Source organism: Klebsiella electrica (assembly GCF_006711645.1).
GTDB classification, from domain to species: Bacteria; Pseudomonadota; Gammaproteobacteria; order Enterobacterales; family Enterobacteriaceae; genus Klebsiella; species Klebsiella electrica.
Window position 1 is genome coordinate 2,707,079 of record NZ_CP041247.1, and the last position, 21,960, is coordinate 2,729,038.

Here is a 21,960-nt window from a genome sequence, read left to right on the forward strand (position 1 = left end):
CTCAGGCGCTGTGGCTTAAAATGCTTATCGCCAGCGCTTTAGTGAAGCGCAGTCGCCCATCAAACGGCGGCTGGCTGTACTCCTCCGGGTTGCGCGCCAGGTCAAACTGCGCATCGTAGCCCTGGCTCAGATAGAGCCTGACCGCTTCCGGCTGGCGAAAGCCGGTCGTCAGGTAGATATGGCTGTAGCCTGCCAGCACCGCCCGCCGCTCCAGTTCCTGGACCACCTTCGCCGCCAGCCCCTGCTGGCGCAGGGCCGGATGGGTCCAGATACGTTTGATTTCCGCCGTGCGGCTATCCTTGGGCTTATAGGCGCCGGTGGCGATAATCTCGCCGTCACGTTCAAGGACGATAAACAGCCCCTGCGGCGGCAGATACCACTCGGTCAGCTCGACCTCCGCATCGCGAGAAAAATAGTCGCCATAGCGCGACGCGTATTCGGCGAACAGGCCGTGAATAATTGGCTGGAGTTCCGGCGCTTCAGGTGAGATATCGCGGAATGCTGCGCTCATATTGCCTCCTGTTAATCGCCGAGCCCGGCCGGGTTAATTTCAGATTGCGGGATGCTCTCCACGCTTTCCCCCCAGCGGGTAAGCACTTTGGCATAGTCGCCATTCTGAATGGTGCCGTTCAACGCGGTCTGCACAGCCTCAACCAACCCGCTGCCTTTTTTCAGCGTGACCGCAATGTGCGCCGCTTTCGGCCAGCCGCCATCCACGCTGCCCACCAGTTTGGTCTTCCCGGTCAGCGCGGCCTTCCAGGCGCCGATCACGTTCGGGCCAAAAAAGGCGTCGGCGCGACCGGACTGAATGGCCAGCGTCTGGGCGGCATCATCTTTGGTGTAGACCGGCGTAAAGGGCTTCAGCCCCTTTTTCAGGTTTTCCGCATTCCACGCCAGCAGAATGGCTTCCTGGTTGGTGCCGGAGCCGACGATAATCCGCAGCCCGGCAATCTCTTGCGCCTGGTCAATTTTATTCAGCGGGCTGGTACTCTTGACGTAGAAACCCAGCGAGTCCTTACGATAGGTGGCGAAGTCGAACTTCTCTTTGCGCTCTTTGGTGACGGTAATATTGCTGATCGCGGCATCATATTTGCCGGAGGAGACGCCCAGCGGCCAGTCCTCCCAGGAGGTCGGTACGACGTTCAGCTCCAGTCCCAGACTGTCGGCGACCAGGCGGGCGATATCGACTTCGCTGCCAAGCAAGGTCTTGTTATCGTCCGAGAACACGGTCAGCGGCGGCGAGTTCAGTGCCGCGACCGCCACGGTAAATTTCCCCGGCACCGCAAAGTGATAATTGGCCGGCAACCGGGCGATAGCCTGCGGATTTTTTGCCGTGTGCACCGGCGCTTTATTGGCCTCCACGCTCACGCCGGTCCCGTTGATATTGACGTCCTGCGCCCATAATGGCGCGCTGAAACCCAGCGCAAAGGCCAGTAAAAGTGACTTTTTCTGCATAGCAAACGTTCTCTGTTGTTATTGTTGTTGGAATTGATTAACCGGCAACGTCAGCCCCAGGCTTTCACGCAGCGTCGTTCCCGGATACTCCCGGCGGAACAGCCCGCGCGCTTGCAAAAGCGGCACCACCCGATCGACAAAGCGCGGGAAGGTATCCGGTGTGCCGCCCTGAATGATAAAACCGTCGGCCCCCCGCTGTTCGAACCACTGCTGCAAGCCATCGGCAACCTCCTGCGGCGTACCGGCGAACAGCGGGCGCGGACTGGCGGCTTCCAGCGCGACCTGACGCAGGGTCAGACCGCGTTCGCGGGCGTTGCGCTTAATTTCATCGGTGGTACTGCGGAAGCTGTTTTTCCCCAGATCGCCGATATCGGGGAACGGTTCATCCAGCGGGTACTGCGCAAAGTCGTGGTGTTCGAAATAACGCCCGAGATAGTTGAGGGCATCCTCAATCGATACCAGCGCGGCGGTGGTCTGGTATTGCTGTTCGACATCGTCGGCATCGTCACCGACAATCACGCTGACGCCCTGGAAAATATGTAATTGGTTATCCTGACGACCACAGGCCGCCAGCTGATTTTTCACATCGCGATAAAACGCCTGCGCTTCCGCCAGCGATGCCTGGTGGGTAAAAATGGCATCGGCATGGCGGGCCGCCAGTTTTTTGCCGTCATCGGAGGCCCCGGCCTGAAAAATAATCGGCCGCCCCTGCGGCGTGCGGGAAATATTCAGCGGGCCGGCAACCTGGAAAAAATCACCGCGATGGTCGAGGGTGTGCAGCTTATTTTTATCGAAGAACTGTCCGCTGGCTTTATTACGGACAAAGGCATCCTCCTCCCAGGAATCCCATAAGCCTTTCACCACCTGTAAATATTCATCGGCAATGCGGTAGCGCAGCGCGTGGTCGGGATGCTGCGCGCGCGAAAAGTTCTTTGCCGAACCTTCCAGCGGTGAGGTCACCACGTTCCAGCCCGCGCGTCCCTGGCTCAGATGGTCAAGGCTGGCAAACTGCCTCGCGGTGGTGAAAGGCTCGCTGTAGGAGGTGGATAAGGTGCCCACCAGCCCGAGATTGCGGGTGACCGCCGCCAGCGTCGAGAGCACGGTCAGCGGTTCAAAACGGTTTAAAAAATGCGGGATAGATTTCTTATTAATATATAAACCATCGGCGACAAATAAAAAGTCCAGCTTGCCCTCTTCGGCTTTTAAGGCCGTCTGTTTAACGAACTCAAAATTAATACTGGCATCCGCCTGGGCGGCCGGATGACGCCAGGCGGACATATTTCCCGATGCGCCGTGTAATATTGTGCCCAGACGCAATTGTCGTTTTTCAGACATAGCAACCCCTTTCCTTGTCGAAAATGAAAACAGAAACCCGAACGCTCAGGCGTCAGATCTGGCGTAAAGCCTGCTCAGCCAGCGCCGCAAAATAGCGGGCCGCCGGGGCGATTAAGCTGTCGTCCGGATTGTAGGCCGGGTGGTGAAGGCCAAATTCGCTGGCGCTGCCGATACTGACAAACGCGCCGGGAATATGCTGTAGATAGACGGCGAAATCCTCGCCGCCCATATGCAGATCCGCATGCCGGGTACGGTAGCCGGAGTGGGCGGCAACATCGCCGGCAAATGTCGCCCAGCGCGAGTCATTGACCAACGCCGTCGGTCCGGCGTACCAGAACACATCAATCTGGGCACCAAAAGCACTGGCAAAACCGGCGGCAATGTCGCTGACCCGCGCCTTGACCCGCTGCTGCACCTCGCTGCTGTGGGTACGCAAGGTCCCTTCCAGCTCCACGCTTTCCGGCAGTACGTTCCAGGTATTGCCGCCCTGAATCCGCGTTACGCTCAGGACCACCGAATCGAGGGTATTCACCTCGCGGCTGGCCACGCTCTGCAGGACGGTGACCAGTTGACTGGCCAGCAAAATCGCATCTTTGCCTTCGTGCGGCCGGGCGGCATGCGCCCCTTTGCCGGTGACCTTAAAGACGAAGCGATCGACGTTGGCGTAAAACGCCCCGCCGCGGGTAGCAAACTCGCCCACCGGCAGGCCGGGTTCATTATGCATACCGAAGATAGCCGCGACCCCCTCCAGCGCCCCGGCGCGAATCAGGGTTTTCGCCCCGCCAAAATTCTCTTCCGCCGGCTGGAACAGAATCCGTACCCGTCCAGGGAGCGTCGCTTCGCGTTCTTTGAGCAGCAGCGCCGCCCCCAGCATCACGCTGGTGTGAATATCATGGCCGCAGGCGTGCATCACCCCTTCGTATTGCGAGCGATACGGCAGGCCGGTAGTCTCGGCAATCGGCAGCGCATCGATATCCGCGCGCAGGGCGATAATCTTCTCGCCGCTGCCCACTTCGACGACCAGCCCGGTTGTCAGCTCATAGGGCAGCACCCGCAGGCCGCCGCTTTCAAGCCAGTCGCGAATGCGCGCCGTCGTCGCCACCTCCTGCAACGAGAGTTCCGGATATTGATGCAGCTCGCGCCGCCAGCTAATCAGCTGTTGTTCAAAGCTCATGGCAACACCTCCGCGCCGTGATGGGCCTGAGCCAGCAGGCGGAGTGAGTCGAGGCGCGCCTGCCCTTCGCTGACCGGCGTGTCGATGATAAATTCGTCAATATGCCAGGCAGCATGCAGGGCGTCGAGCTGCGCTTTTACCTCATCAGCGGTTCCCGCCAGCAGCGAGGCATCGCGACGGGCGATGCGCACCGGCGGACTTCCGGCCTGGCGGGCAAAGGCGGCCGCCTGCGCTTCGCTCGCCACCGTCACCCGCTGGCCGTTTTCCAGTTCAACGCCCCAGACTTCAACCTGTTGCGCCAGCTCAAGCGCCGTGGCGCGCTCTTCGGCGACGATGACCTGAATCGCGACGATGGCGTCGCGGCGACTCAGCGCCCGCCAGCGGGTTAACACCTCGCGCAGCAGCGTTTTGTCGCCGTTAAGATGGGCGGCGAAAACAAAATTCCAGTCCAGCCGGGCGGCGAGCTCAACGCTCTCCAGGCTGGCGCCGAGCAGAAATCCGTCGGCGCGGCGCGGCGGGATTGGCGTGGCGCGCAGGCTCTCTTCCCCCTCGGCATCGGTGAGCGACAGCCAGTTATCCAGCTGCGCGAGGCTGTCGGCAAATGTTCCTTTCTCCGCCGGATGAACCCCCAGTTGCAGCGCCCGCGTTGACAGCGGCAGGCCGCCCGGCGCTTTCCCGACGCCAAGATCGACACGTCCAGGCGCTATCGAGGCCAGCAGATTGAAGTTTTCCGCCACTTTGTACGGGCTGTAGTGTTGCAGCATGACGCCGCCGGATCCGACGCGAATCTGCCGGGTCTGGCCGAGGATCCAGGCGATCACCACTTCCGGCGACGGGCTGGCTAATTGATCGGTGTTGTGGTGCTCGGCAATCCAGAAGCGATGATAGCCCCAGGCTTCCGCCTGTTGCGCCAACGTTAATGTACGCGTCAGCGCCTGAGCGGCCGTTTCTCCCGCCGCCAGCGGACTTTTATCCAGGATACTGATTCGATAAGACATTTCGCAGGCTCGTATTAATTAACATACCTGCATTATTAGAATCTGCTGCGGCCACTGAGAAACAATTTATTTACATGTACTCTGCCGGAAAATAGATATACGCCGTTAACGCGCCGCCACCTGCCGCTGTAGCTGGCGGATAAAATCCTCGGTTTGCCGCGGATGGCGCAGGCGTACAAAGCGAATGTGCCGGTACGCCGGGTCAGTCATATCAGACTGATAACGCTGGCGATTATTCTTCCAGGTTTTGATGGTCCAGCCGATAATCGAGTCGCGGCTGAAGAAGGCGCGACGGAAGCTTTCACAGTTGCCGGTTCCCGGCCACAGCTCCTGACCGCGGCTGGCCCGGGAGATGGCCCGACAGACGGCCTGTCGCAGGGTTCGGGCAAAACTGTAATCCACCCACACCACCAGATCGACGTCGCGCCACTTCACCGGGCGACTGCGGTTGTAATTGCCGTCCAGCACCCAGCCAGGAGCCTCGATGGCAGCGGCCACGTCGGCGAAGAACGTCTCATCCGGCGCGCCCTGCCAGTCCGCGCGCCAGTAAAGCCTGTCCATCTCAATACAGGGAACGGACAGGATCTGCGCGAGCCGTCGCGCCAGCGTCGATTTGCCGACGCCGCTGGTACCCACTACGTTGATATTCATCGTTATCTCTCAGCCATTGCTTTGCCGGGAATCATAGCCCGAAACAGCGGGCTGGCGCTACCGGCTGGCCCGGAGAACGCGCCTGAGGGCCAGCGAGCATGCCGCAGAGTCCGGAGTAGGCTAGCCTATGTGCCGGAAGATAGCGTGCAACGGGTGCTGGCGGAAGGATGGCTCACCCGGGCCCTTGATGAGCGGACCCCCTCTTTCCCCGGTTAGCCCCTCTTTTTCTCCAGCCGCCGTCACCATACCACGACCTTCCGCCTGCTGATGGACGCCCTTCGTCGTCGAACTCATTGATATTTAAGCAAGTGCGGTCGATAAATGTTTTACGTGCGTGACTATCTCGATACGTGTAGGATGCTGCGCCATGCTCTGCTTATCTCCTACGTCAGAATGATGGGAAAGCCAGCATAACGTACTGCGACTTGGCGGTGCGAAGAACCACTCATGGACATTGACAGGAAAATGGGTACATCAATGAATACAAAGCAAAACTCGACGGCGGAGCACCATGCCGCCAGACGTCACTGGCTCAATTCTCAGGAATCGGGCTATCACAAAGCGATGGGCAACCGTCAGGTACAGATGATTGCCATCGGCGGCGCCATCGGTACCGGGCTGTTTCTCGGCGCAGGCGCGCGTTTACAGATGGCTGGCCCCGCGCTGGCGCTGGTTTATCTGGTATGCGGCCTGTTCTCATTCTTTATTTTACGCGCACTCGGCGAACTGGTTCTGCATCGGCCTTCCAGCGGCAGTTTCGTCTCCTACGCCCGCGAGTTTTTGGGTGAAAAAGCGGCCTACGTCGCCGGCTGGATGTACTTCGTCAACTGGGCGATGACCGGGATTGTCGATATCACCGCCGTGGCGCTGTATATGCACTACTGGGGCGCCTTTGGCGATGTCCCGCAGTGGGTCTTCGCGCTCGGGGCGCTGGCGATTGTCGGTACCATGAACATGATCGGCGTGAAGTGGTTCGCCGAAATGGAGTTCTGGTTCGCCCTGGTCAAAGTGCTGGCGATTGTCGCCTTCCTGGTGGTGGGGACCATTTTCCTCGGCAGCGGCAAACCGCTGGACGGCAATGCCACCGGCTTCCACCTGATTACCGATAACGGCGGCCTGTTCCCGCACGGACTGATGCCTGCGCTGGTGCTGGTACAGGGGGTGGTGTTTGCCTTTGCCTCCATCGAACTGGTCGGGACCGCAGCCGGTGAGTGTAAAGAGCCGCAGACGATGGTGCCGCGCGCCATCAACAGCGTTATCTGGCGTATCGGCCTGTTCTACGTCGGTTCCGTGCTGCTGCTGGTGCTGCTGCTGCCGTGGAATGCCTATCAGGCCGGACAGAGCCCGTTTGTGACCTTCTTCTCGAAGCTGGGCGTGCCGTATATCGGTAGCGTGATGAATATCGTGGTGCTCACCGCCGCGCTCTCCAGCCTCAACTCGGGTCTGTACTCCACCGGGCGTATTCTGCGTTCGATGTCGATGGGCGGTTCTGCACCGAAGTTTATGTCGAAGATGAGCCGTCATCACGTGCCTTATGCCGGGATTCTGGCTACGCTGGCGGTGTATATCGTCGGGGTGTTCCTGAACTATCTGGTGCCGTCGCAGGTCTTCGAAATCGTCCTCAACGTGGCTTCGCTGGGGATTATTGCATCGTGGGGCTTTATCGTGGTGTGCCAGATGCGCCTGCGTCAAGCCATCAAGGAAGGGAAAGCGGCGGATGTCAGCTTCAAGATGCCGGGTGCACCGTTCACCTCGTGGCTGACCCTGTTGTTCCTGTTCAGCGTGCTGGTGCTGATGGCCTTCGATTACCCGAACGGGACCTATACCATCGGCTCCATTCCGCTGATTGCGGTACTGCTGGTGGCCGGTTGGTTCGGCGTACGTAAGCGCGTTCATGCTATTCATAGTACTGCGCCGGGCGCACAGTCCGCGAAAAAATAACGCTATCGCGGTTTGTCCGTTTCCGGGCAAACCGCCTCTTGCGGCTTAGTTATCTTCCACCAGTTGCGATACATCGCTGCTGTTAATCTGGCGATGGTTGCCGGATTCATCCACATAGCTGGTCATACCGGTCTCTTTATCCAGACGCGGCTTACCCTGAGTCACAATGGTCTGCCCGCTTTTCGTCGTCATCACATAGTTTGAAGTACAACCGGCAAGCAGTGCCAGCATCACGCCAGCGCACAGAGCCATAAATGGCTTATTCATACATCCTCCAGAATGATTCATTCCGCCCGATAGCAGGCGGCAAAACGATAAGTGTAAAACCATAATCGCCGTAGGGCCAATAAGTGTTTGTAACAGAGGGTGATTCCGGCAGGCGGGAGGGGTTTCCCCCTCCTCAATCAGGGTTTACAGCGCAATGCGGATAACGTCATCCGGCTGGGTCGCTTCTTTCTGACGGCTTGATTCTTGCTTCACGCTGACGTACAGCGTTTTACCGTCGGCGGAGAGCGCGAGGCTGTTGGGGTGGGTTGGCGTTTTGAAGGTTTTGACCACTTTGTTGCTTTTACCATCAATCACGCTGACTTCCCCGGCTTTACGATGCGTCACGTAGACTTCATTGCGCGTCGGGTTGAACAGCACCGCCAGGGATTCCGGCGCCGCGATTTTCTGCAGCACTTTGCCGTCGCGCAGATCAACAACCAGCACTTCCGGCTGTTTGCTATCGGTAATGAAGGCGCGGTGACCCGCGGTATCCAGGCTCAGGTTCAGATAGAAGTGCTCTTTACCGTCATCCTGCAACTTCTTGCGGCTCAGAATTTTGTTGCTCTCGCTGTCGATGGTCAGCAGTTCACCGTCGGCGTTGGTGGTGTAAATACGCTTCGCATCAGCATCCACCGCCAGCCCGGTCGCCATGGCCCCGGTATTGGTGATGGTCTCTTTCAGCGTCAGCTTTTCACCATCCACCACCCAGATGACGCTCTCTTTACCCAACCCGGTGATGTAGACCGTATTGGTTTTTTCATTGACGGCCAGTTCACGCGGCGCCAGCGGGCGCACGGTTTCGCTGCGTTGACGATTGTCGAGCACCAGGCGGCCTTTCACCGCGCCGGTTTTGGCGTCAATGGCGGTAACGGTACTGTCAGTGGTGTTACCCAGCCACAGCGTTTGCGTCGCGTTATTGATCGTCGCGCCGAACGGTTTCAGATCGTTATGAATAACCTGCGTCACCTCCAGCGTGGTCGGGTCAAGACGATAAACAATCCCGCCCTTATCCAGTGAACGGCTTTGCGAAGTAGCGACCCACAGCGCATTTTCCTGCTGGCTGTAAGCCATTTCGTACGCGCCCTTACCGACCGCCTTGCGCAACATTTCTTCTGCCGCGTGAGCGCTGAAGCTCCCCGCCAGCAGTAAAGAGGTTAATAACAGTGAACGGCGCAGACGCGGCGCGGACAGATGACGTAATGACATGACGACTCCCTTGAATAAAACACCTATGTGCCTGCTTGACATTGCTTCCCTGACGCAAAGTCCTGGCTTTGCGTTCTTTTTCAAATGCGAATAGTAATCATTATTTGACATGAAGTGGAGCGTTATTTATGGCAACCGACGCTGAAAATAACCATTCGGTGCCATTATTTAACGAAAATAACGTTAATAATTTTCAAAAAATTACAAAAGAGTTAACATATCGACATATGTTCCGTTTGGTTCGTTTTACGAGTAGCTTTATGAAAATCCATTCCGTGCGCACGGCTGCACTACCTGCCCTCCTCTTTCCGCTGATCGCGGTGGCCCAGACTAACGCCAGCGATGAACAAACTATGGTTGTGACCGCCGCCCCGACCGCGGTCTCCGAACTCGATACCCCTGCGGCGGTCAGCGTCGTTAACGGGGATGAGATGCGTCAGGCGGCGCCGCGGGTGAATCTCTCGGAATCGCTGGGCGCCGTACCGGGGCTACAGGTTCAGAACCGCCAGAACTACGCTCAGGATCTGCAATTATCGATTCGCGGCTTCGGTTCTCGCTCCACTTTTGGCGTGCGCGGACTGCGCATTTATGTTGACGGCATTCCGGCCACCATGCCCGATGGCCAGGGACAGACTTCAAATATTGATATTGGCAGCATAGAGACGCTCGATGTCCTGCGCGGACCGTTCTCTGCGCTGTACGGCAACTCCTCCGGCGGCGTCATTAACGTGACGACGCAAACCGGCAGTCAGCCGCCAACCCTCGAAGCCAGCAGCTATTACGGCAGCTTCGGCAGCTGGCACTACGGTATGAAAGCGACCGGTGCCGTCGGCGACGGCACCCACGCCGGAGATGTCGATTACACCGTATCGACCAACCGCTTTACCACCCACGGCTACCGCGATCACAGCGGCGCCCGTAAAAATCTGGCCAACGCCAAACTGGGCGTGCGCATCAATGAGGTCAGTAAGCTGACTCTGCTGTTTAACAGCGTGGATATTAAAGCCAATGACGCCGGCGGCCTGAGCTACGATGAATGGCAGAATAACCCGCGCCAGTCGCCGCGCGGCGATCAGTACAATACCCGTAAGTCGACGAAGCAGACCCAGGCCGGGTTACGTTATGAACGTCAACTGAGCGAACAAGATGACCTGAGCGTGATGATGTACGCCGGCGAGCGTGAAACCACACAATATCAGTCAATCCCGCGCGCGCCGCAGCTCAATCCAGGCCATGCGGGCGGCGTTATCGACCTGACGCGTCATTATCAGGGGATTGATACCCGCTGGACCCACCGCGGCGAGCTGCTGGTGCCGGTCACCTTCACCACCGGTCTCGACTATGAAAACATGAGCGAGCGCCGTAAGGGTTACGAAAACTTTGTTATGAGCAACGGCGCGCCGCAGTATGGCGAAGAGGGCAGCCTGCGGCGTAATGAACGTAATCTGATGTGGAACATCGACCCGTATCTGCAGACCCAGTGGCAGCTGACGGACAAACTCTCCCTTGATGCCGGGGTGCGCTACAGCTCGGTGTGGTTCGACTCCAACGATTATTACGTGACGCCGGGTAACGGCGATGACAGCGGCGATGCCAGCTACCACAAATGGCTGCCCGCCAGCTCGCTGAAATATGCGCTCACCGATGCCTGGAATGTCTATCTTTCCGCCGGTCGCGGCTTTGAAACGCCGACCATTAACGAGCTCTCCTACCGTTCCGGTAACCAGAGCGGCCTGAATTTCGGCCTGCAGCCTGCGACCAATGATACGGTCGAGGTAGGCAGTAAGACGCGGGTTGGCAATGGCCTGTTTACCGCCGCGCTCTTCCAGACCAATACCGATAACGAGATTGTGGTGGATGCCAGCAGCGGCGGGCGTACCAGCTACAAAAACGCCGGTAAAACGCGTCGTCAGGGCATGGAGCTGGGGCTGGATCAGCAGTTCGGCGAAAGCTGGCGACTGAAAGCCGCATGGACCTGGCTGGATGCCACCTACCGGACCAACGTCTGTAACGATGCCGATTGCAACGGTAACCGTATTCCGGGTATCGCGCGCAATATGGGCTACGCGTCGTTCGGCTATCAGCCGGAACACGGCTGGTACGCCGGCAGCGATATTCGCTATCTGAGCGATATCATGGCTAACGATAAGAACAGCGCCAAAGCGCCGTCCTGGACGGTGGTCGGCCTCACCACAGGCTATAAGTGGAGCTACGGCAAGATGGACATGGATCTGTTCGGCCGCGTCGATAACCTCTTCGATCGCCGCTACGTCGGCTCGGTGATTGTCAACGAGTCCAACGGGCGCTACTACGAGCCCGCCCCGGGACGTAACTATGGCGTCGGCCTGAACCTCGCCTGGCGTTTTGAATAACCCCAGCACCACCGGGGAGACAGACCGCACCACCCCGTAGCCCCGGTAAGCGTAGCGCCACCGGGGAAACAGACCGCACCACCCCGTAGCCCCGGTAAGCGTAGCGCCACCGGGGAAACAGACCGCACCACCCCGTAGCCCCGGTAAGCGTAGCGCCACCGGGGAGACAAACCGCACCATTCCGTAGCCCCGGTAAGCGTAGCGCCACCGGGGAGAGGTTCCCGGGCGGCGGGATACATCCCTTGCCCGGGCTACGGCCCGGCATCAATTGTCGCCCCGGTAAACGTAGCACCACCGGGGAAACGCTCTCACTCCCGTCTTATTGCGGCTTACTTCACGCTTTGTTTTATCCTTTCTCGTCTGTTGTGCTCCCGAGCGTTACTCTTGTCACAAATAACCGCCAACAAGGAGCTGCTATGGCACTGCCGATCATTCTCGATTGCGATCCCGGTCATGATGACGCCATTGCGATGATTCTCGCCCTCGCCTCACCCGAACTTGACGTCAAAGCGATCACCGCCTCCGCGGGCAACCAGACACCGGACAAAACCCTGCGCAACGTGCTGCGTATGCTGACGCTACTGAGACGGCAGGATATTCCGGTGGCCAGCGGCGCGCGCAAACCGCTGATGCGGGAGCTGATCATCGCCGACAACGTTCACGGCGAAAGCGGGCTTGATGGCCCGGCGCTGCCGGAGCCTGATTTTGCGCCGCAGACCTGCACCGCCGTCGAACTGATGGCGAGCACGTTACGCGCAAGCCCGCAGCCAATAACCCTTGTCGCGACCGGCCCGCAAACCAACGTTGCCCTGCTGCTCAACAGCCACCCGGAACTGCATGACAAGATTGCCCGCATTGTCCTGATGGGCGGCGCGATGGCGTTGGGCAACTGGCAGCCCGCCGCCGAGTTTAATATCTACGTCGACCCGGAAGCGGCGGAGATCGTCTTTCAGTCCGGCATCCCGATAGTCATGGCCGGGCTGGACGTGACGCATAAAGCGCAGATCCATGATCAGGATATCGCGCGTTTTCGCCAGCTGGGCAACCCGGTGGCGACGGTCGTTGCCGGGCTGCTCGATTTCTTTATGGCATACCACAGAGACGAGAAATGGGGCTTTGTCGGCGCGCCGCTGCACGATCCTTGTACTATCGCCTGGCTGTTGAAGCCGGAGCTGTTCACCAGCATTGAACGCTGGGTGGGCGTGGAAACACAGGGAAAATATACCCAGGGGATGACGGTGGTCGATTATTATTTCCTGACCGGCAATCCGCCAAATACGACGCTCCTGCTGGATGTCGACAGACAAGGGTTCGTGGATTTGTTAGCCGAGCGGCTGGCGTTTTATGGCTAACGGAGAGCCTGCTGGCTCTGTTCTCAGGAAAAGCACGCGCTGTGCTTTTCCTGCTGAATCAACGGGCAAGCCCCGGCATGTGCCGAACTGCCGGGGTAATATTGATTAATCGTCCGGGGAGACGCGCACCACCACTTTACCGAAGTTTTCACCCTTCAGCAGGCCAATCAGCGCATTGGGCGCCTGTTCCAGGCCATCGACAAGCTGCTCGCGGTATTTGATTTTACCTTCCTGTACCCAGCGCCCCATCTCCGCCTGGAACTCGGCAATACGATGCCCGTAATCCTGGCCGATGATAAAGCCCTGCATCCGGATACGTTTTTTCAGCAGCGTCGCCATCAATAGCGGCAGACGATCCGGGCCTTCCGGCAGGCCGGTCGCATTATAGCCACTGACCAGGCCGCACAGCGGAACCCGCGCCGAGGTGTTGAGCAGCGGCAGTACGGCATCAAACACCTTGCCGCCGACGTTTTCGTAGTAGATATCAATACCCTGCGGGCAGGCCTCGGCCAGCTGGCTGGCAAAGTCAACGGCATGATGATCGAGGCAGATATCAAACCCAAGGGTTTCGACCGCATAACGGCACTTCTCGCTGCCCCCGGCAATTCCCACCGTGCGACAGCCTTTCAGTTTCGCGATCTGGCCGACCGTGCCGCCAACCGGACCGGTAGCCGCGGCCACGACCAGCGTTTCTCCCGCCTTCGGCTGGCCGATATCCAGCAGCCCCATATAGGCTGTAAAACCAGGCATCCCAAGAATACCGAGCGCCCACGAGGGGTGTTGCGGATGCTCGCCCAGCTTGACCAGCCCGTTGCCATCGGAGAGTTCAAAATCCTGCCAGCCGCCGTAGTTCAGCACCCACTCTCCCGCTTTAAAGTCAGCATGGTCAGACGCTTCAACGCGACTCACCGTTCCGCCGACCATCACGGCACCGATGGCAACCGGCGGCGAGTAGGACGGCGCGTCGCTCATGCGTCCGCGCATGTAGGGGTCTAACGAAAGATAAACCGTGCGCAGAAGCACCTGCCCGGGACCGGGCGTCGGGGCATCGCTCTCTTCCAGACGGAAATTATCCCCCGTCGGCTCGCCGTGCGGGCGAGAGGCCAGCACCCAGCGGCGGTGACGTTGTGGATGAAAAGCCATAACAAACTCCTCTTGTTTAAGACCTGTAATGAGGCTAGTCGCAATTGCTGCCGCGCACATTGGCATTATGAGGCAGATTGATTTAAGCGCACGACCAGATAGGTGCACGATGCGCTGGACTCATTGATAAAACGGCAGTCGTCAGGCGGCCCCAGCTCAAGGCAATCGCCGGCCCGCATCTCATGCCGGGTCGCGCCCTCGACAAAAACCAGCTCCCCCTGTTGCAGCCAGATAAGCTGACGCGCCAACGCGTAGGAGGAGGCGGGCATCGACACATCGCTGCCTGCCGGCAGCTCTACCTGCACCAGATCAATGGGCAGATCGCTGCGCGGCGAAACATGACGCCGTAAATAGTGGCTTTGCGGATCGCGCCATACCGGCTGCTGGGCAAAGCGCAGCAGTTTGCCTTCCTGCATCTCCGCGCGGGCGATCAGCGTCGACATACTGATCCCGAACGCGCCGGAAAGCCGCCCCAGCATCGACGCCGTCGGGCTGCTCTCGCCGCGTTCGATCTTGTGGATCATCGCGCGTGAGGCACCGGCGCGTTCGGCCAGTTCGCTGAGTGACCAGCCGCGAGATTCGCGTTCAATGCGGATACGGGCGCTAATGCGCTGATTCATATTGTCTTCAATAGTATTCATAGCGTAGTACTATAGTGTATGAATCAATCCCCGACAAGGCGACGCCTGCGCCGTCCCCTGAGGAGCGGCGGCCCCGCTGCATCTGCCTGGTAACCACCGGCCATGATAAATTTCTTGCGAAAACAGATGGCAGCATCGCGTACATTATTGTAATAATATCGTACTACTATAGTGTACAGAGATTGAGTTGAGGTTTGCTATGACCATTCGTTATGCCAGCAAAGAAGATTGCGCGGCGATTGCCGAAATTTACAACCACGCGGTGCTGCATACCGCCGCCATCTGGAATGACAAAACCGTCGATACCGATAATCGCATCGCCTGGTTTGAAGCACGTCAGCTGGCAGGCTACCCGGTTCTGGTGAGCGAAGAAAACGGCGTCGTCACCGGCTACTCTTCGTTTGGCGACTGGCGCGCCTTTGATGGCTTTCGCCATACCGTCGAGCATTCGGTCTACGTCCACCCCGATCATCAGGGTAAAGGATTAGGCCGCAGCCTGCTGGTGGCGCTGATTAAAGAAGCCCGTCGCCTGAACAAACATGTCATGGTGGCCGGTATCGAAGCGCAAAACCAGGCCTCTTTGCATCTGCACGAAACGCTCGGATTTGTGATCAGCGGGCAGATGCCGCAGGTCGGCACAAAATTTGGCCGCTGGCTGGATCTGACCTTTATGCAGCTCCAGCTCGACGATCGTCGCGATCCGGACGCCAGCGCATGAACGCTTCTTTGACCCTCGCCTGTCTGATTGCCGCAGGCGTCGGACTGGTCGTACAAAATACGCTGATGGTACGTATTACGCAGTCCGCCTCGACAATACTCATTGCGATGCTGCTGAACTCACTGGTCGGAATGGTGATTTTCGTTACCATCCTGCTCCTGCGTCACGGTGCGGCAGGCTTTCAGGAGCTGGCGCTCAACATACAATGGTGGACGCTGATTCCCGGATTGCTGGGGTCGTTTTTTGTCTTCGCCAGCATCAGCGGTTATCAGAACGTTGGCGCGGCCACCACCATTGCGGTACTGGTTGCCAGTCAACTGGTGGGAGGATTAGCGATGGATATTATTCGCGCTCACGGCGTGCCGTGGCGGGCGTTACTAGGGCCGCTGTGCGGCGCAGTCATGCTGGTGGCAGGCGCCTGGCTGGTTGCCAGACGCCAGTTTTAGCGCGCAATATCAGAGAATGGCGCCGCCTTTGTTCAACTGCTCGCGGCGCGCTTCCTGCTCTTCATGCTGCTGACGGCCGTGATGGGCAATCGTGGTCCGTAAACGCTGCTGCTGGGTAAAACGCTCGTCGCGGGTCAGCTCAGCATCGTCACTCAACGCCACCAGCAGTTCGTTCATGTGAGTAATCACCCCCTCGGCAATCGCCGCATCGACGCGGGCGATAACGTCATCCAGATGTGCCATGTATGCTTCCCCGGCTTAGTTCAATTTAACTTTCGAAAAATCGCTACCCATCAGGCTCACGCTATAGCCGCTGACGTTACTGCGCGTGGCGTAGAAGGTTTTCCCGGTCGCGAGGGTAATCCATGGCGCCTGCTGATAAAAGATCTCTTGCGCCTGACCATACAGTTTGGCGCGTTGCTGCGGATCGCTGACCAGAATCGCTTTTTTGACCAGCGCGTCATATGACTTATCGCACCAGCGGGCAACGTTGGAACCGGTCTTGATATTATCACAGCTCAGCAATGTGCCGGCGAAGTTGTCCGGGTCGCCATTGTCCGACATCCAGCCAAACAGGGCGCTGTCGTGTTCACCTTTGCGCATGCCGGAGAGATATTCACCCCATTCATAGGTGACGATTTTGGCCTTGATGCCCACTTTGCTCCAGTCGTTCTGAATCATTTCGGCAATGCGCCGCGAGTTAGGGTTGTAGGGGCGCTGTACCGGCATCGACCACAAGGTCACCTCTGCCCCTTTTTCCAGCCCGGCCTGCTTCAGCAGCGCTTTGGCCTTTTGCGGATCGTAGTCGTAATCCGGCAGATCTTTCTTATAACCGAGCATATTTGCCGGCAGCGGAGATTTGGCCACCGCGCCAGAATCCATAAACACCGCGTTGACGATGGCCTGTTTGTCGGTGGCGTAGTTCAGCGCCTGACGGACCAGCACGTTATCAAACGGTTTTTTCTCGGTATTAAACGCCAGATAGCCGACGTTCAGCGCTTCAACAGCATGCAGCGCCAGATCTTTATTGCCCTTGATAACGGCGAACTGTACCGGCGACGGTGCCGGGATAATCTGACATTCGTTGGTTTGCAGTTTCGCCAGACGGGTCTCGACATTCGGGGTGATGGAGAAGATCAGATGTTTTGTCGGCACGTCACCTTCCCAGTAATGCGGGTTGGCAATGTAACGGATTAGCGAATCGACTTTATACTGCTGAAGCGCATACGGGCCGGTGCCGACAGGCCAGGTATCAACATACTCCGGCGTGCCTTTCTTCATCATCGCATCGGCGTATTCCGCCGACAGTATTGAGGCAAAATCCATTCCCCAGTCGGCGAGGAAGGCGGCATTCGGTTCCGTCAGTACGAACTGGACATGATAATCGTCGACCTTTTTCACCTCTTTAATCAGCTTATCCAGCCCGACGTCGTGGAAATACTCATAATTACCCTGCGAGACTTTATGATATGGATGATTCGCATCCTTCTGCCGCAGGACCGAGAAGATCACGTCATCCGCGTTAAAATCGCGGGTCGGTTTAAAATATTTATTGCTGTTGAACTGAACGCCTTTGCGCAGCGTGAAAGTCCAGGTTTTACCATCCGGGGAAACGGTCCAGTCAGTCGCCAGTGAAGGAATCGGCGTATTTTTCACCGGATCAAAGGTAATCAGACGGTTGTAGAGCACCTGGGAGCTGGCGACGAAAGAAGGTCCGGAGCTGGCAATCTGCGGGTTAAATGATTCCGGCGATGCTTCGGAGCAATAGACCAGCGTATCGTTACCGGCCGCCCACGCGGCTCCGGCGGGCAGCAAGGTGCTTAACGCCAGCGCAATCAGCGTTTTCCTGGTAGACATGGTTATAAACCTTATCAATTTGTTATAAGTGTTCTAATAACAACACAACAGCATTCAACCAGCAAATAATCAATCGCTATCAGGTTATGCTGAAAGCGCTTTTTTTGCCGATTTATTCTCCAGACCGGGTCAACCTGCTGAAGTTGTGAACTGCTTATAAAACCAGAAAAAAAACGTGCGATAACCGCCCTGCCTGCCCCACGCGGCCCCGGCGCCCGATACACTCGGAAAACCGCAGAACGCAGTACAACGAGGTTTTCCCATGACAATAACCTGCAACTTATATACCCGTGGCCAGTGGCATGATGCTGAAGGCCAGGCCACCTTTACCCGCACTAATCCGCTCAGCGAACAGCCCGCGTCCATCGCAGCGGCTGCGAGCCTGGCCGATGCCCGGCACAGCGTCGAAGCCGCCGCTGCCGCCTTCCCGCAATGGCGCGACACCGCCCCCGCCGAGCGCCGTCGCCTGCTGCTGGGGGCGGCGGAACAAATGCAGCGTCGTGAAGCCAAATTCATCGCCGCCATGTCGGCGGAGACAGGTGCGACGGCACACTGGGCGGGCTTTAACGTCCATCTGGCCGCCGACATTTTGCGTGAAGCCGCCGCCCTTACCACCCAGATTGAGGGGCAGATTATTCCGTCGAATGTCCCGGGTAATCTGGCGATGGCCGTCCGTCAGGGGGCTGGCGTGGTACTGGCAATGGCGCCGTGGAATGCGCCGCTGATCCTCGCTACTCGCGCGATTGCGACGCCGCTCGCCTGTGGGAATACGGTGATCCTCAAAGGGGCGGAAATGTCGCCCGCCAGCCAGGCGCTGATTATTGATGCGCTGGCGGCGGCCGGATTACCGGACGGCGTCGTGAACTATCTCACCTGCGCGCCGGCGGATGCGCCCGCGCTGGTGGAGTCGCTTATCGCCCATCCGGCGGTGCGCCGCGTTAACTTTACCGGCTCCACGCCGGTCGGGCGCATTATCGCCCGCACCTGCGGGCAGTATCTGAAACCGGCGGTGCTGGAACTTGGCGGCAAAGCGCCGCTACTGGTCCTCGACGATGCCGATCTCGAGCAAGCGGCGGCTGGCGCCCTCTTTGGCGCATTCGCTAACGCCGGACAGATCTGTATGTCAACCGAGCGCATTATCGTCGACGAATCAATAGCCGACGCTTTTATCGCCCTGCTCAGCCGCCGCGCGGCAACGCTGCCTGCCGGGCTGATGGGACCGGTTGTCGATATGAAAACCGTCACGCGCTGCAATGAACTCATTGATGACGCGCTGGCAAAAGGGGCCCGCCTTTTAACCGGAGGTAAAGCCGACACCACGCAGATGCGCGCCACGCTGCTTGATGGGGTAACCCGCAGCATGCGGATATGGCAGGAAGAATCCTTCGGTCCGGTAAAAGCCATTATTCGGGTGCACGGCGAGCAGGAAGCGCTGGCGGTAGCCAACGACAGTGAATACGGGCTCTCTTCGGCGGTCTACAGCCGCGACACCGCCCGGGCGTGGAACGTAGCCCAGGGGTTACAAACCGGCATTTGCCACATTAATGGCCCTACCGTACACGATGAAGCGCAGATGCCGTTTGGCGGCTGTAAAGCCTCCGGCTACGGACGCTTTGGCGGCCGCGCAGGCATTGCTGAGTTTACCGAGCTACGCTGGATGACATTGCAGACCACCCCGCGCGAACTGCCGTTTTAGCGTTCAGGCCAGCAGATAACGCGGTTCCCACTGCAAGCGATCGCCATCGGCATGCCACATAGGGTCGCTTGCCATCGGACGCGGACAGGCAAACGCTTCACTACGGTGATATCGAGGCGTTTGCCTGAGCGGGGGCGAAAAATTGCGCCATGCAATCGGCCAGCGCAACGGGATTCTCCCAGGCCATAGAGTGGCCCGCATCCGGCACTACCAGCAGCGGAATACCGGCGGCGACAACGTCGTCAGCTTCCTGAGCCGGGAGCGACAATTCGCCATAGATCAGCGCCTTGCGACAGGATAATTGCTGAAAGCGCGCGAACCAGGACGGCGACACCCCGTCAACCAGGCTGCGGGCCCCTCGCCATACGGCTCTGGGGGCACTGTTTTGCAGGCACCCGGCCCAGGGAGACGTTTCTGCCGCCAGCAGATCGGCGAAGCCCTGCGCGATAAACCCGGCTTCCGACTGGGCGGCGATAGCCCGACTGTACATGCCGCCACCGGCATAAAGATTGGGTTCAGAGACCAGCAGAGCCTGGACGCGGTGGCCCAGAAGCTCAGCGGTTTCAATGGCAATACTGCCGCCCATGCTATGCCCGAACAGAGAGCAGCGGGTCAGTTGCAGACTGTCAAGCAGTTCCACAACAACCCGCGCCTGCTCACTGGTACCGTAGCCAAAGGAGTCAGGCTTACCGCTATAGCCAAAGCCAGGCAGGTCGATCAGCAAAACCCGCTGCCCGGGAAAAGCCGGATCGGTCACCACGCGTAGATAGTCATAAGAGGACGCGCAACCCAGCCCGTGAATAAAGACCAGCGGGTCGCCGTACCCAGGGAAATCGAACCAGCGCACGTTAGCGCCAGCGAATAAGGAAAAATAGCTATTCATCAGGTTGCTCCGCCCAGGATTACTGTATTTTTATACAGTAAAACAGCGACGGTTGCCATCGCTTTATGCTGTCAGAATAAAGAGATCAGTAGCGCCATCGGAAAGCTAAACGGCCAGGTGGCCCCGATCAGCAGCGCGGCCAGCAGGCGAATCAAACGGCTTTCTTTGGTCAGAAACCAGCTGATGATCGCACAAATACATCCCATAACTGCATAAAAAACCAGCATTTTCTGGTATAAGGTCATTATTATTCCTTCCCTGATAAGCCCCATTATGATACGGAGATGAGCGGCACAAGGAGTGCGACACAGCCCGCAAAATCACACAACGAATCGCGCGCTTAATCAGCGGAAAACAACCAATTCATCCTTGTCTGATAGCACTTCCTTTCTCCCCGTACTATACATGTAGAGGCTTACTCATAAAGGTGGCGTTATGGATGTTTCCAGCAAAACCGTAATTCTGATTAATGTCGGCGTAGCTTTCGCGCTTATCAGCCTGTTATCTGTTCGTTTTGGTTGGTTTTACTGATTTTATTCAGCAAAGAGACCTAAAAAAGCAGCCTCCCTGGGCTGCTTTTTTACGATTTAATCGCGACGGTGTTATCCGCGCGGCTCTGCGCCTGTAGCACAGCAATAGCCTTTATATTCTCAGGGTTATAGCCGGGCAGCAGATTAATTCTTTCATTATCCCACTCAGCCGCCATACAGATGGGCTCGCTGACCCCCTGCTGTTCACAAAGACTAATACGCTGGGCGGGTAAATGACCGTACAGAATTGCCGTGGCGCAGGCCACTGGCAGAAAAAAAGCTATCTTTTTCAAAACAAGATCAACGTCAAAGTAACAAACTATAACAAATGTTCGCATGAGCCAGTCGGTAAAGTCAAACCTCAACCGCCTTTTCCCCCTGGCCGCCGCGGCCAGACAGGGTTTTTTAACTTTTATTCCACACAATAGCGTGGTTCAAACAATGTCCCTGCCGCTCCCTTTTCATTCTCCATCTTTAACCGCAGCAGGTTATTGGACAATATGAACAAGTAGTCGTCATTTATCCCTATAGAAACAATCTGATCAGGTGAAATGACAAAGGAAATAAATGCCTGATACCTGACATGATGTTACGAAGATTCGATGGATAATAAAAATAGTGTATAAGAATAAACCTAAAAAGCAGCATAAATCCCACGGAGAATTAATAACGCATAATAAAACAACCGCCCACAAGTTGACTAAAAATGCGCAGAGGATTTAAGAAACCAACCACAAAGCCAGCAAACAAAAAACCGCAAGATATTGTTTTACAAACCAAAATTAAATACAGGCTGTATTTTCAGTACTGGCTGACAATGCACTTATCAGTAAATATTATTTGCGTTACCGTTTTTCAGAAATTACATTCTTAATTACATATTTTTGATTTTTTCTGTTACTCATTTATTTTGGGGTGGTATATGTCTGGAATTATTGTGCTTATTGTGGCACTGCTGTTGCTGGTAATTGCAGCGTATAATCTGGTTTCTTACATTCGCGACCGTCGCCAGTCTGGGTTACCAACTAAAAAATCAAAGCGATAGAACTACGCGCTGCTGACAACAGCATACGCATGCGCCAGAAAACCTTTTGCTCACTGCGGCTTCATACGCGATAAATAACATTATAGTCTATGTGGAAAATAGATAGTCGCGGTCTGCCTTCACTTTTCTCTCAGTTATTGTCTCGACGTTTGGCGCGCACGAACAAAAAACCCCCTGTACTCAAAACAGGGGTTTTCTTGTCACTTGCTGGCAGCGACAGATATTAATCAGGGTTATGTCTCTGTTTGTC

21 protein-coding genes and 1 pseudogene are annotated in these 21,960 nt (G+C 57.3%); 8 read left to right on the forward strand and 14 right to left on the reverse strand.

Annotated features, from left to right (window positions below):
* Position 1: 1 nt before the first annotated feature.
* From Electrica_RS12925 to Electrica_RS12950, 5 genes and pseudogenes are all read right to left on the reverse strand, one after another.
* Complete coding sequence (locus Electrica_RS12925) at positions 2-511, reverse strand: GNAT family N-acetyltransferase (protein ID WP_141964645.1); 510 nt, start codon at positions 509-511, stop codon at positions 2-4.
* 11 nt (positions 512-522) lie between these two features.
* A pseudogene (locus Electrica_RS28430) lies at positions 523-2,790 on the reverse strand (NtaA/DmoA family FMN-dependent monooxygenase).
* 52 nt (positions 2,791-2,842) lie between these two features.
* Positions 2,843-3,964 (reverse strand): amidohydrolase, encoded by a 1,122-nt coding sequence (locus Electrica_RS12940; RefSeq protein WP_141964648.1) that lies wholly within the window; start codon positions 3,962-3,964, stop codon positions 2,843-2,845.
* Complete coding sequence (locus Electrica_RS12945; RefSeq protein WP_141964649.1) at positions 3,961-4,962, reverse strand: MsnO8 family LLM class oxidoreductase; 1,002 nt, start codon at positions 4,960-4,962, stop codon at positions 3,961-3,963. Before Electrica_RS12945 ends, Electrica_RS12940 begins: the two co-directional genes overlap by 4 nt.
* 105 nt (positions 4,963-5,067) lie before the next feature.
* Entirely contained in the window at positions 5,068-5,613 is a 546-nt protein-coding gene (locus Electrica_RS12950; protein ID WP_100686475.1) for a P-loop NTPase family protein, read from the reverse strand.
* A gap of 477 nt (positions 5,614-6,090) precedes the next feature.
* Between Electrica_RS12950 and ansP the strand changes: the two genes are divergently transcribed.
* Positions 6,091-7,554, forward strand: coding sequence for an L-asparagine permease (gene ansP / locus Electrica_RS12955; RefSeq protein ID WP_131049035.1), 1,464 nt, complete (start codon positions 6,091-6,093; stop codon positions 7,552-7,554).
* 45 nt (positions 7,555-7,599) lie between these two features.
* Here ansP and Electrica_RS12960 read toward each other — a convergent pair whose 3' ends face one another.
* Positions 7,600-7,821 carry a YgdI/YgdR family lipoprotein gene (locus tag Electrica_RS12960; RefSeq protein WP_141964650.1) on the reverse strand — a complete coding sequence of 74 codons (222 nt, stop codon included), beginning with the start codon at positions 7,819-7,821 and terminating at the stop codon, positions 7,600-7,602.
* A 144-nt stretch (positions 7,822-7,965) separates the two neighbouring features.
* Positions 7,966-9,027: a 7-bladed beta-propeller protein YncE gene (gene yncE, locus Electrica_RS12965; protein ID WP_100686472.1), complete on the reverse strand. Its 1,062-nt coding sequence runs from the start codon at positions 9,025-9,027 to the stop codon at positions 7,966-7,968.
* A gap of 260 nt (positions 9,028-9,287) precedes the next feature.
* Here yncE and pqqU point away from each other — a divergent pair, with 260 nt between their 5' ends.
* Both pqqU and rihA read left to right on the forward strand, forming a co-directional pair.
* Positions 9,288-11,399: a TonB-dependent receptor PqqU gene (pqqU, locus tag Electrica_RS12970; protein WP_160703413.1), complete on the forward strand. Its 2,112-nt coding sequence runs from the start codon at positions 9,288-9,290 to the stop codon at positions 11,397-11,399.
* A gap of 416 nt (positions 11,400-11,815) precedes the next feature.
* Positions 11,816-12,751, forward strand: a complete 936-nt coding sequence (rihA, locus tag Electrica_RS12975) for a pyrimidine-specific ribonucleoside hydrolase RihA (protein ID WP_141964651.1) — start codon at positions 11,816-11,818, stop codon at positions 12,749-12,751.
* 105 nt (positions 12,752-12,856) lie between these two features.
* Here the strand turns inward: rihA and Electrica_RS12980 are convergent, their stop codons facing one another.
* Complete coding sequence (locus tag Electrica_RS12980) at positions 12,857-13,894, reverse strand: NADP-dependent oxidoreductase (protein WP_100686304.1); 1,038 nt, start codon at positions 13,892-13,894, stop codon at positions 12,857-12,859.
* Positions 13,895-13,959: 65 nt separating this feature from the next.
* Positions 13,960-14,535 carry a helix-turn-helix domain-containing protein gene (locus Electrica_RS12985; RefSeq protein ID WP_100686305.1) on the reverse strand — a complete coding sequence of 192 codons (576 nt, stop codon included), beginning with the start codon at positions 14,533-14,535 and terminating at the stop codon, positions 13,960-13,962.
* 199 nt (positions 14,536-14,734) lie between these two features.
* Between Electrica_RS12985 and Electrica_RS12990 the strand changes: the two genes are divergently transcribed.
* Both Electrica_RS12990 and Electrica_RS12995 read left to right on the forward strand, forming a co-directional pair.
* Complete coding sequence (locus Electrica_RS12990; protein WP_100686306.1) at positions 14,735-15,253, forward strand: GNAT family N-acetyltransferase; 519 nt, start codon at positions 14,735-14,737, stop codon at positions 15,251-15,253.
* The gene (locus tag Electrica_RS12995) at positions 15,250-15,699 is read left to right on the forward strand and encodes a DMT family transporter (protein ID WP_141964652.1); all 450 of its coding nucleotides are present in this window, start codon (positions 15,250-15,252) and stop codon (positions 15,697-15,699) included. Before Electrica_RS12990 ends, Electrica_RS12995 begins: the two co-directional genes overlap by 4 nt.
* Positions 15,700-15,708: 9 nt before the next feature.
* Here Electrica_RS12995 and Electrica_RS13000 read toward each other — a convergent pair whose 3' ends face one another.
* Both Electrica_RS13000 and Electrica_RS13005 read right to left on the reverse strand, forming a co-directional pair.
* Positions 15,709-15,942: a YdcY family protein gene (locus tag Electrica_RS13000; protein WP_100686308.1), complete on the reverse strand. Its 234-nt coding sequence runs from the start codon at positions 15,940-15,942 to the stop codon at positions 15,709-15,711.
* Between the two features lie 15 nt (positions 15,943-15,957).
* Positions 15,958-17,556, reverse strand: coding sequence for an ABC transporter substrate-binding protein (locus Electrica_RS13005; RefSeq protein ID WP_100686309.1), 1,599 nt, complete (start codon positions 17,554-17,556; stop codon positions 15,958-15,960).
* Positions 17,557-17,818: 262 nt separating this feature from the next.
* Between Electrica_RS13005 and Electrica_RS13010 the strand changes: the two genes are divergently transcribed.
* Positions 17,819-19,252: an aldehyde dehydrogenase gene (locus Electrica_RS13010; protein ID WP_141964653.1), complete on the forward strand. Its 1,434-nt coding sequence runs from the start codon at positions 17,819-17,821 to the stop codon at positions 19,250-19,252.
* Between the two features lie 100 nt (positions 19,253-19,352).
* On the opposite strand, the gene Electrica_RS13015 is transcribed toward Electrica_RS13010, so the two are convergent.
* On the reverse strand, positions 19,353-20,135 hold the full coding sequence (locus tag Electrica_RS13015) for an alpha/beta fold hydrolase (protein ID WP_141964654.1): 783 nt from the start codon (positions 20,133-20,135) through the stop codon (positions 19,353-19,355).
* 71 nt (positions 20,136-20,206) lie between these two features.
* Positions 20,207-20,380, reverse strand: coding sequence for a GhoT/OrtT family toxin (locus Electrica_RS13020; RefSeq protein WP_100686312.1), 174 nt, complete (start codon positions 20,378-20,380; stop codon positions 20,207-20,209).
* 190 nt (positions 20,381-20,570) lie between these two features.
* Between Electrica_RS13020 and yncL the strand changes: the two genes are divergently transcribed.
* Complete coding sequence (gene yncL / locus Electrica_RS13025) at positions 20,571-20,666, forward strand: stress response membrane protein YncL (protein ID WP_064610873.1); 96 nt, start codon at positions 20,571-20,573, stop codon at positions 20,664-20,666.
* Positions 20,667-20,715: 49 nt separating this feature from the next.
* Here yncL and Electrica_RS13030 read toward each other — a convergent pair whose 3' ends face one another.
* On the reverse strand, positions 20,716-21,030 hold the full coding sequence (locus Electrica_RS13030) for a hypothetical protein (RefSeq protein WP_227699356.1): 315 nt from the start codon (positions 21,028-21,030) through the stop codon (positions 20,716-20,718).
* 557 nt (positions 21,031-21,587) lie between these two features.
* Between Electrica_RS13030 and Electrica_RS13035 the strand changes: the two genes are divergently transcribed.
* Positions 21,588-21,710 carry a small membrane protein gene (locus Electrica_RS13035; protein ID WP_086816685.1) on the forward strand — a complete coding sequence of 41 codons (123 nt, stop codon included), beginning with the start codon at positions 21,588-21,590 and terminating at the stop codon, positions 21,708-21,710.
* Positions 21,711-21,960 lie beyond the last annotated feature (250 nt).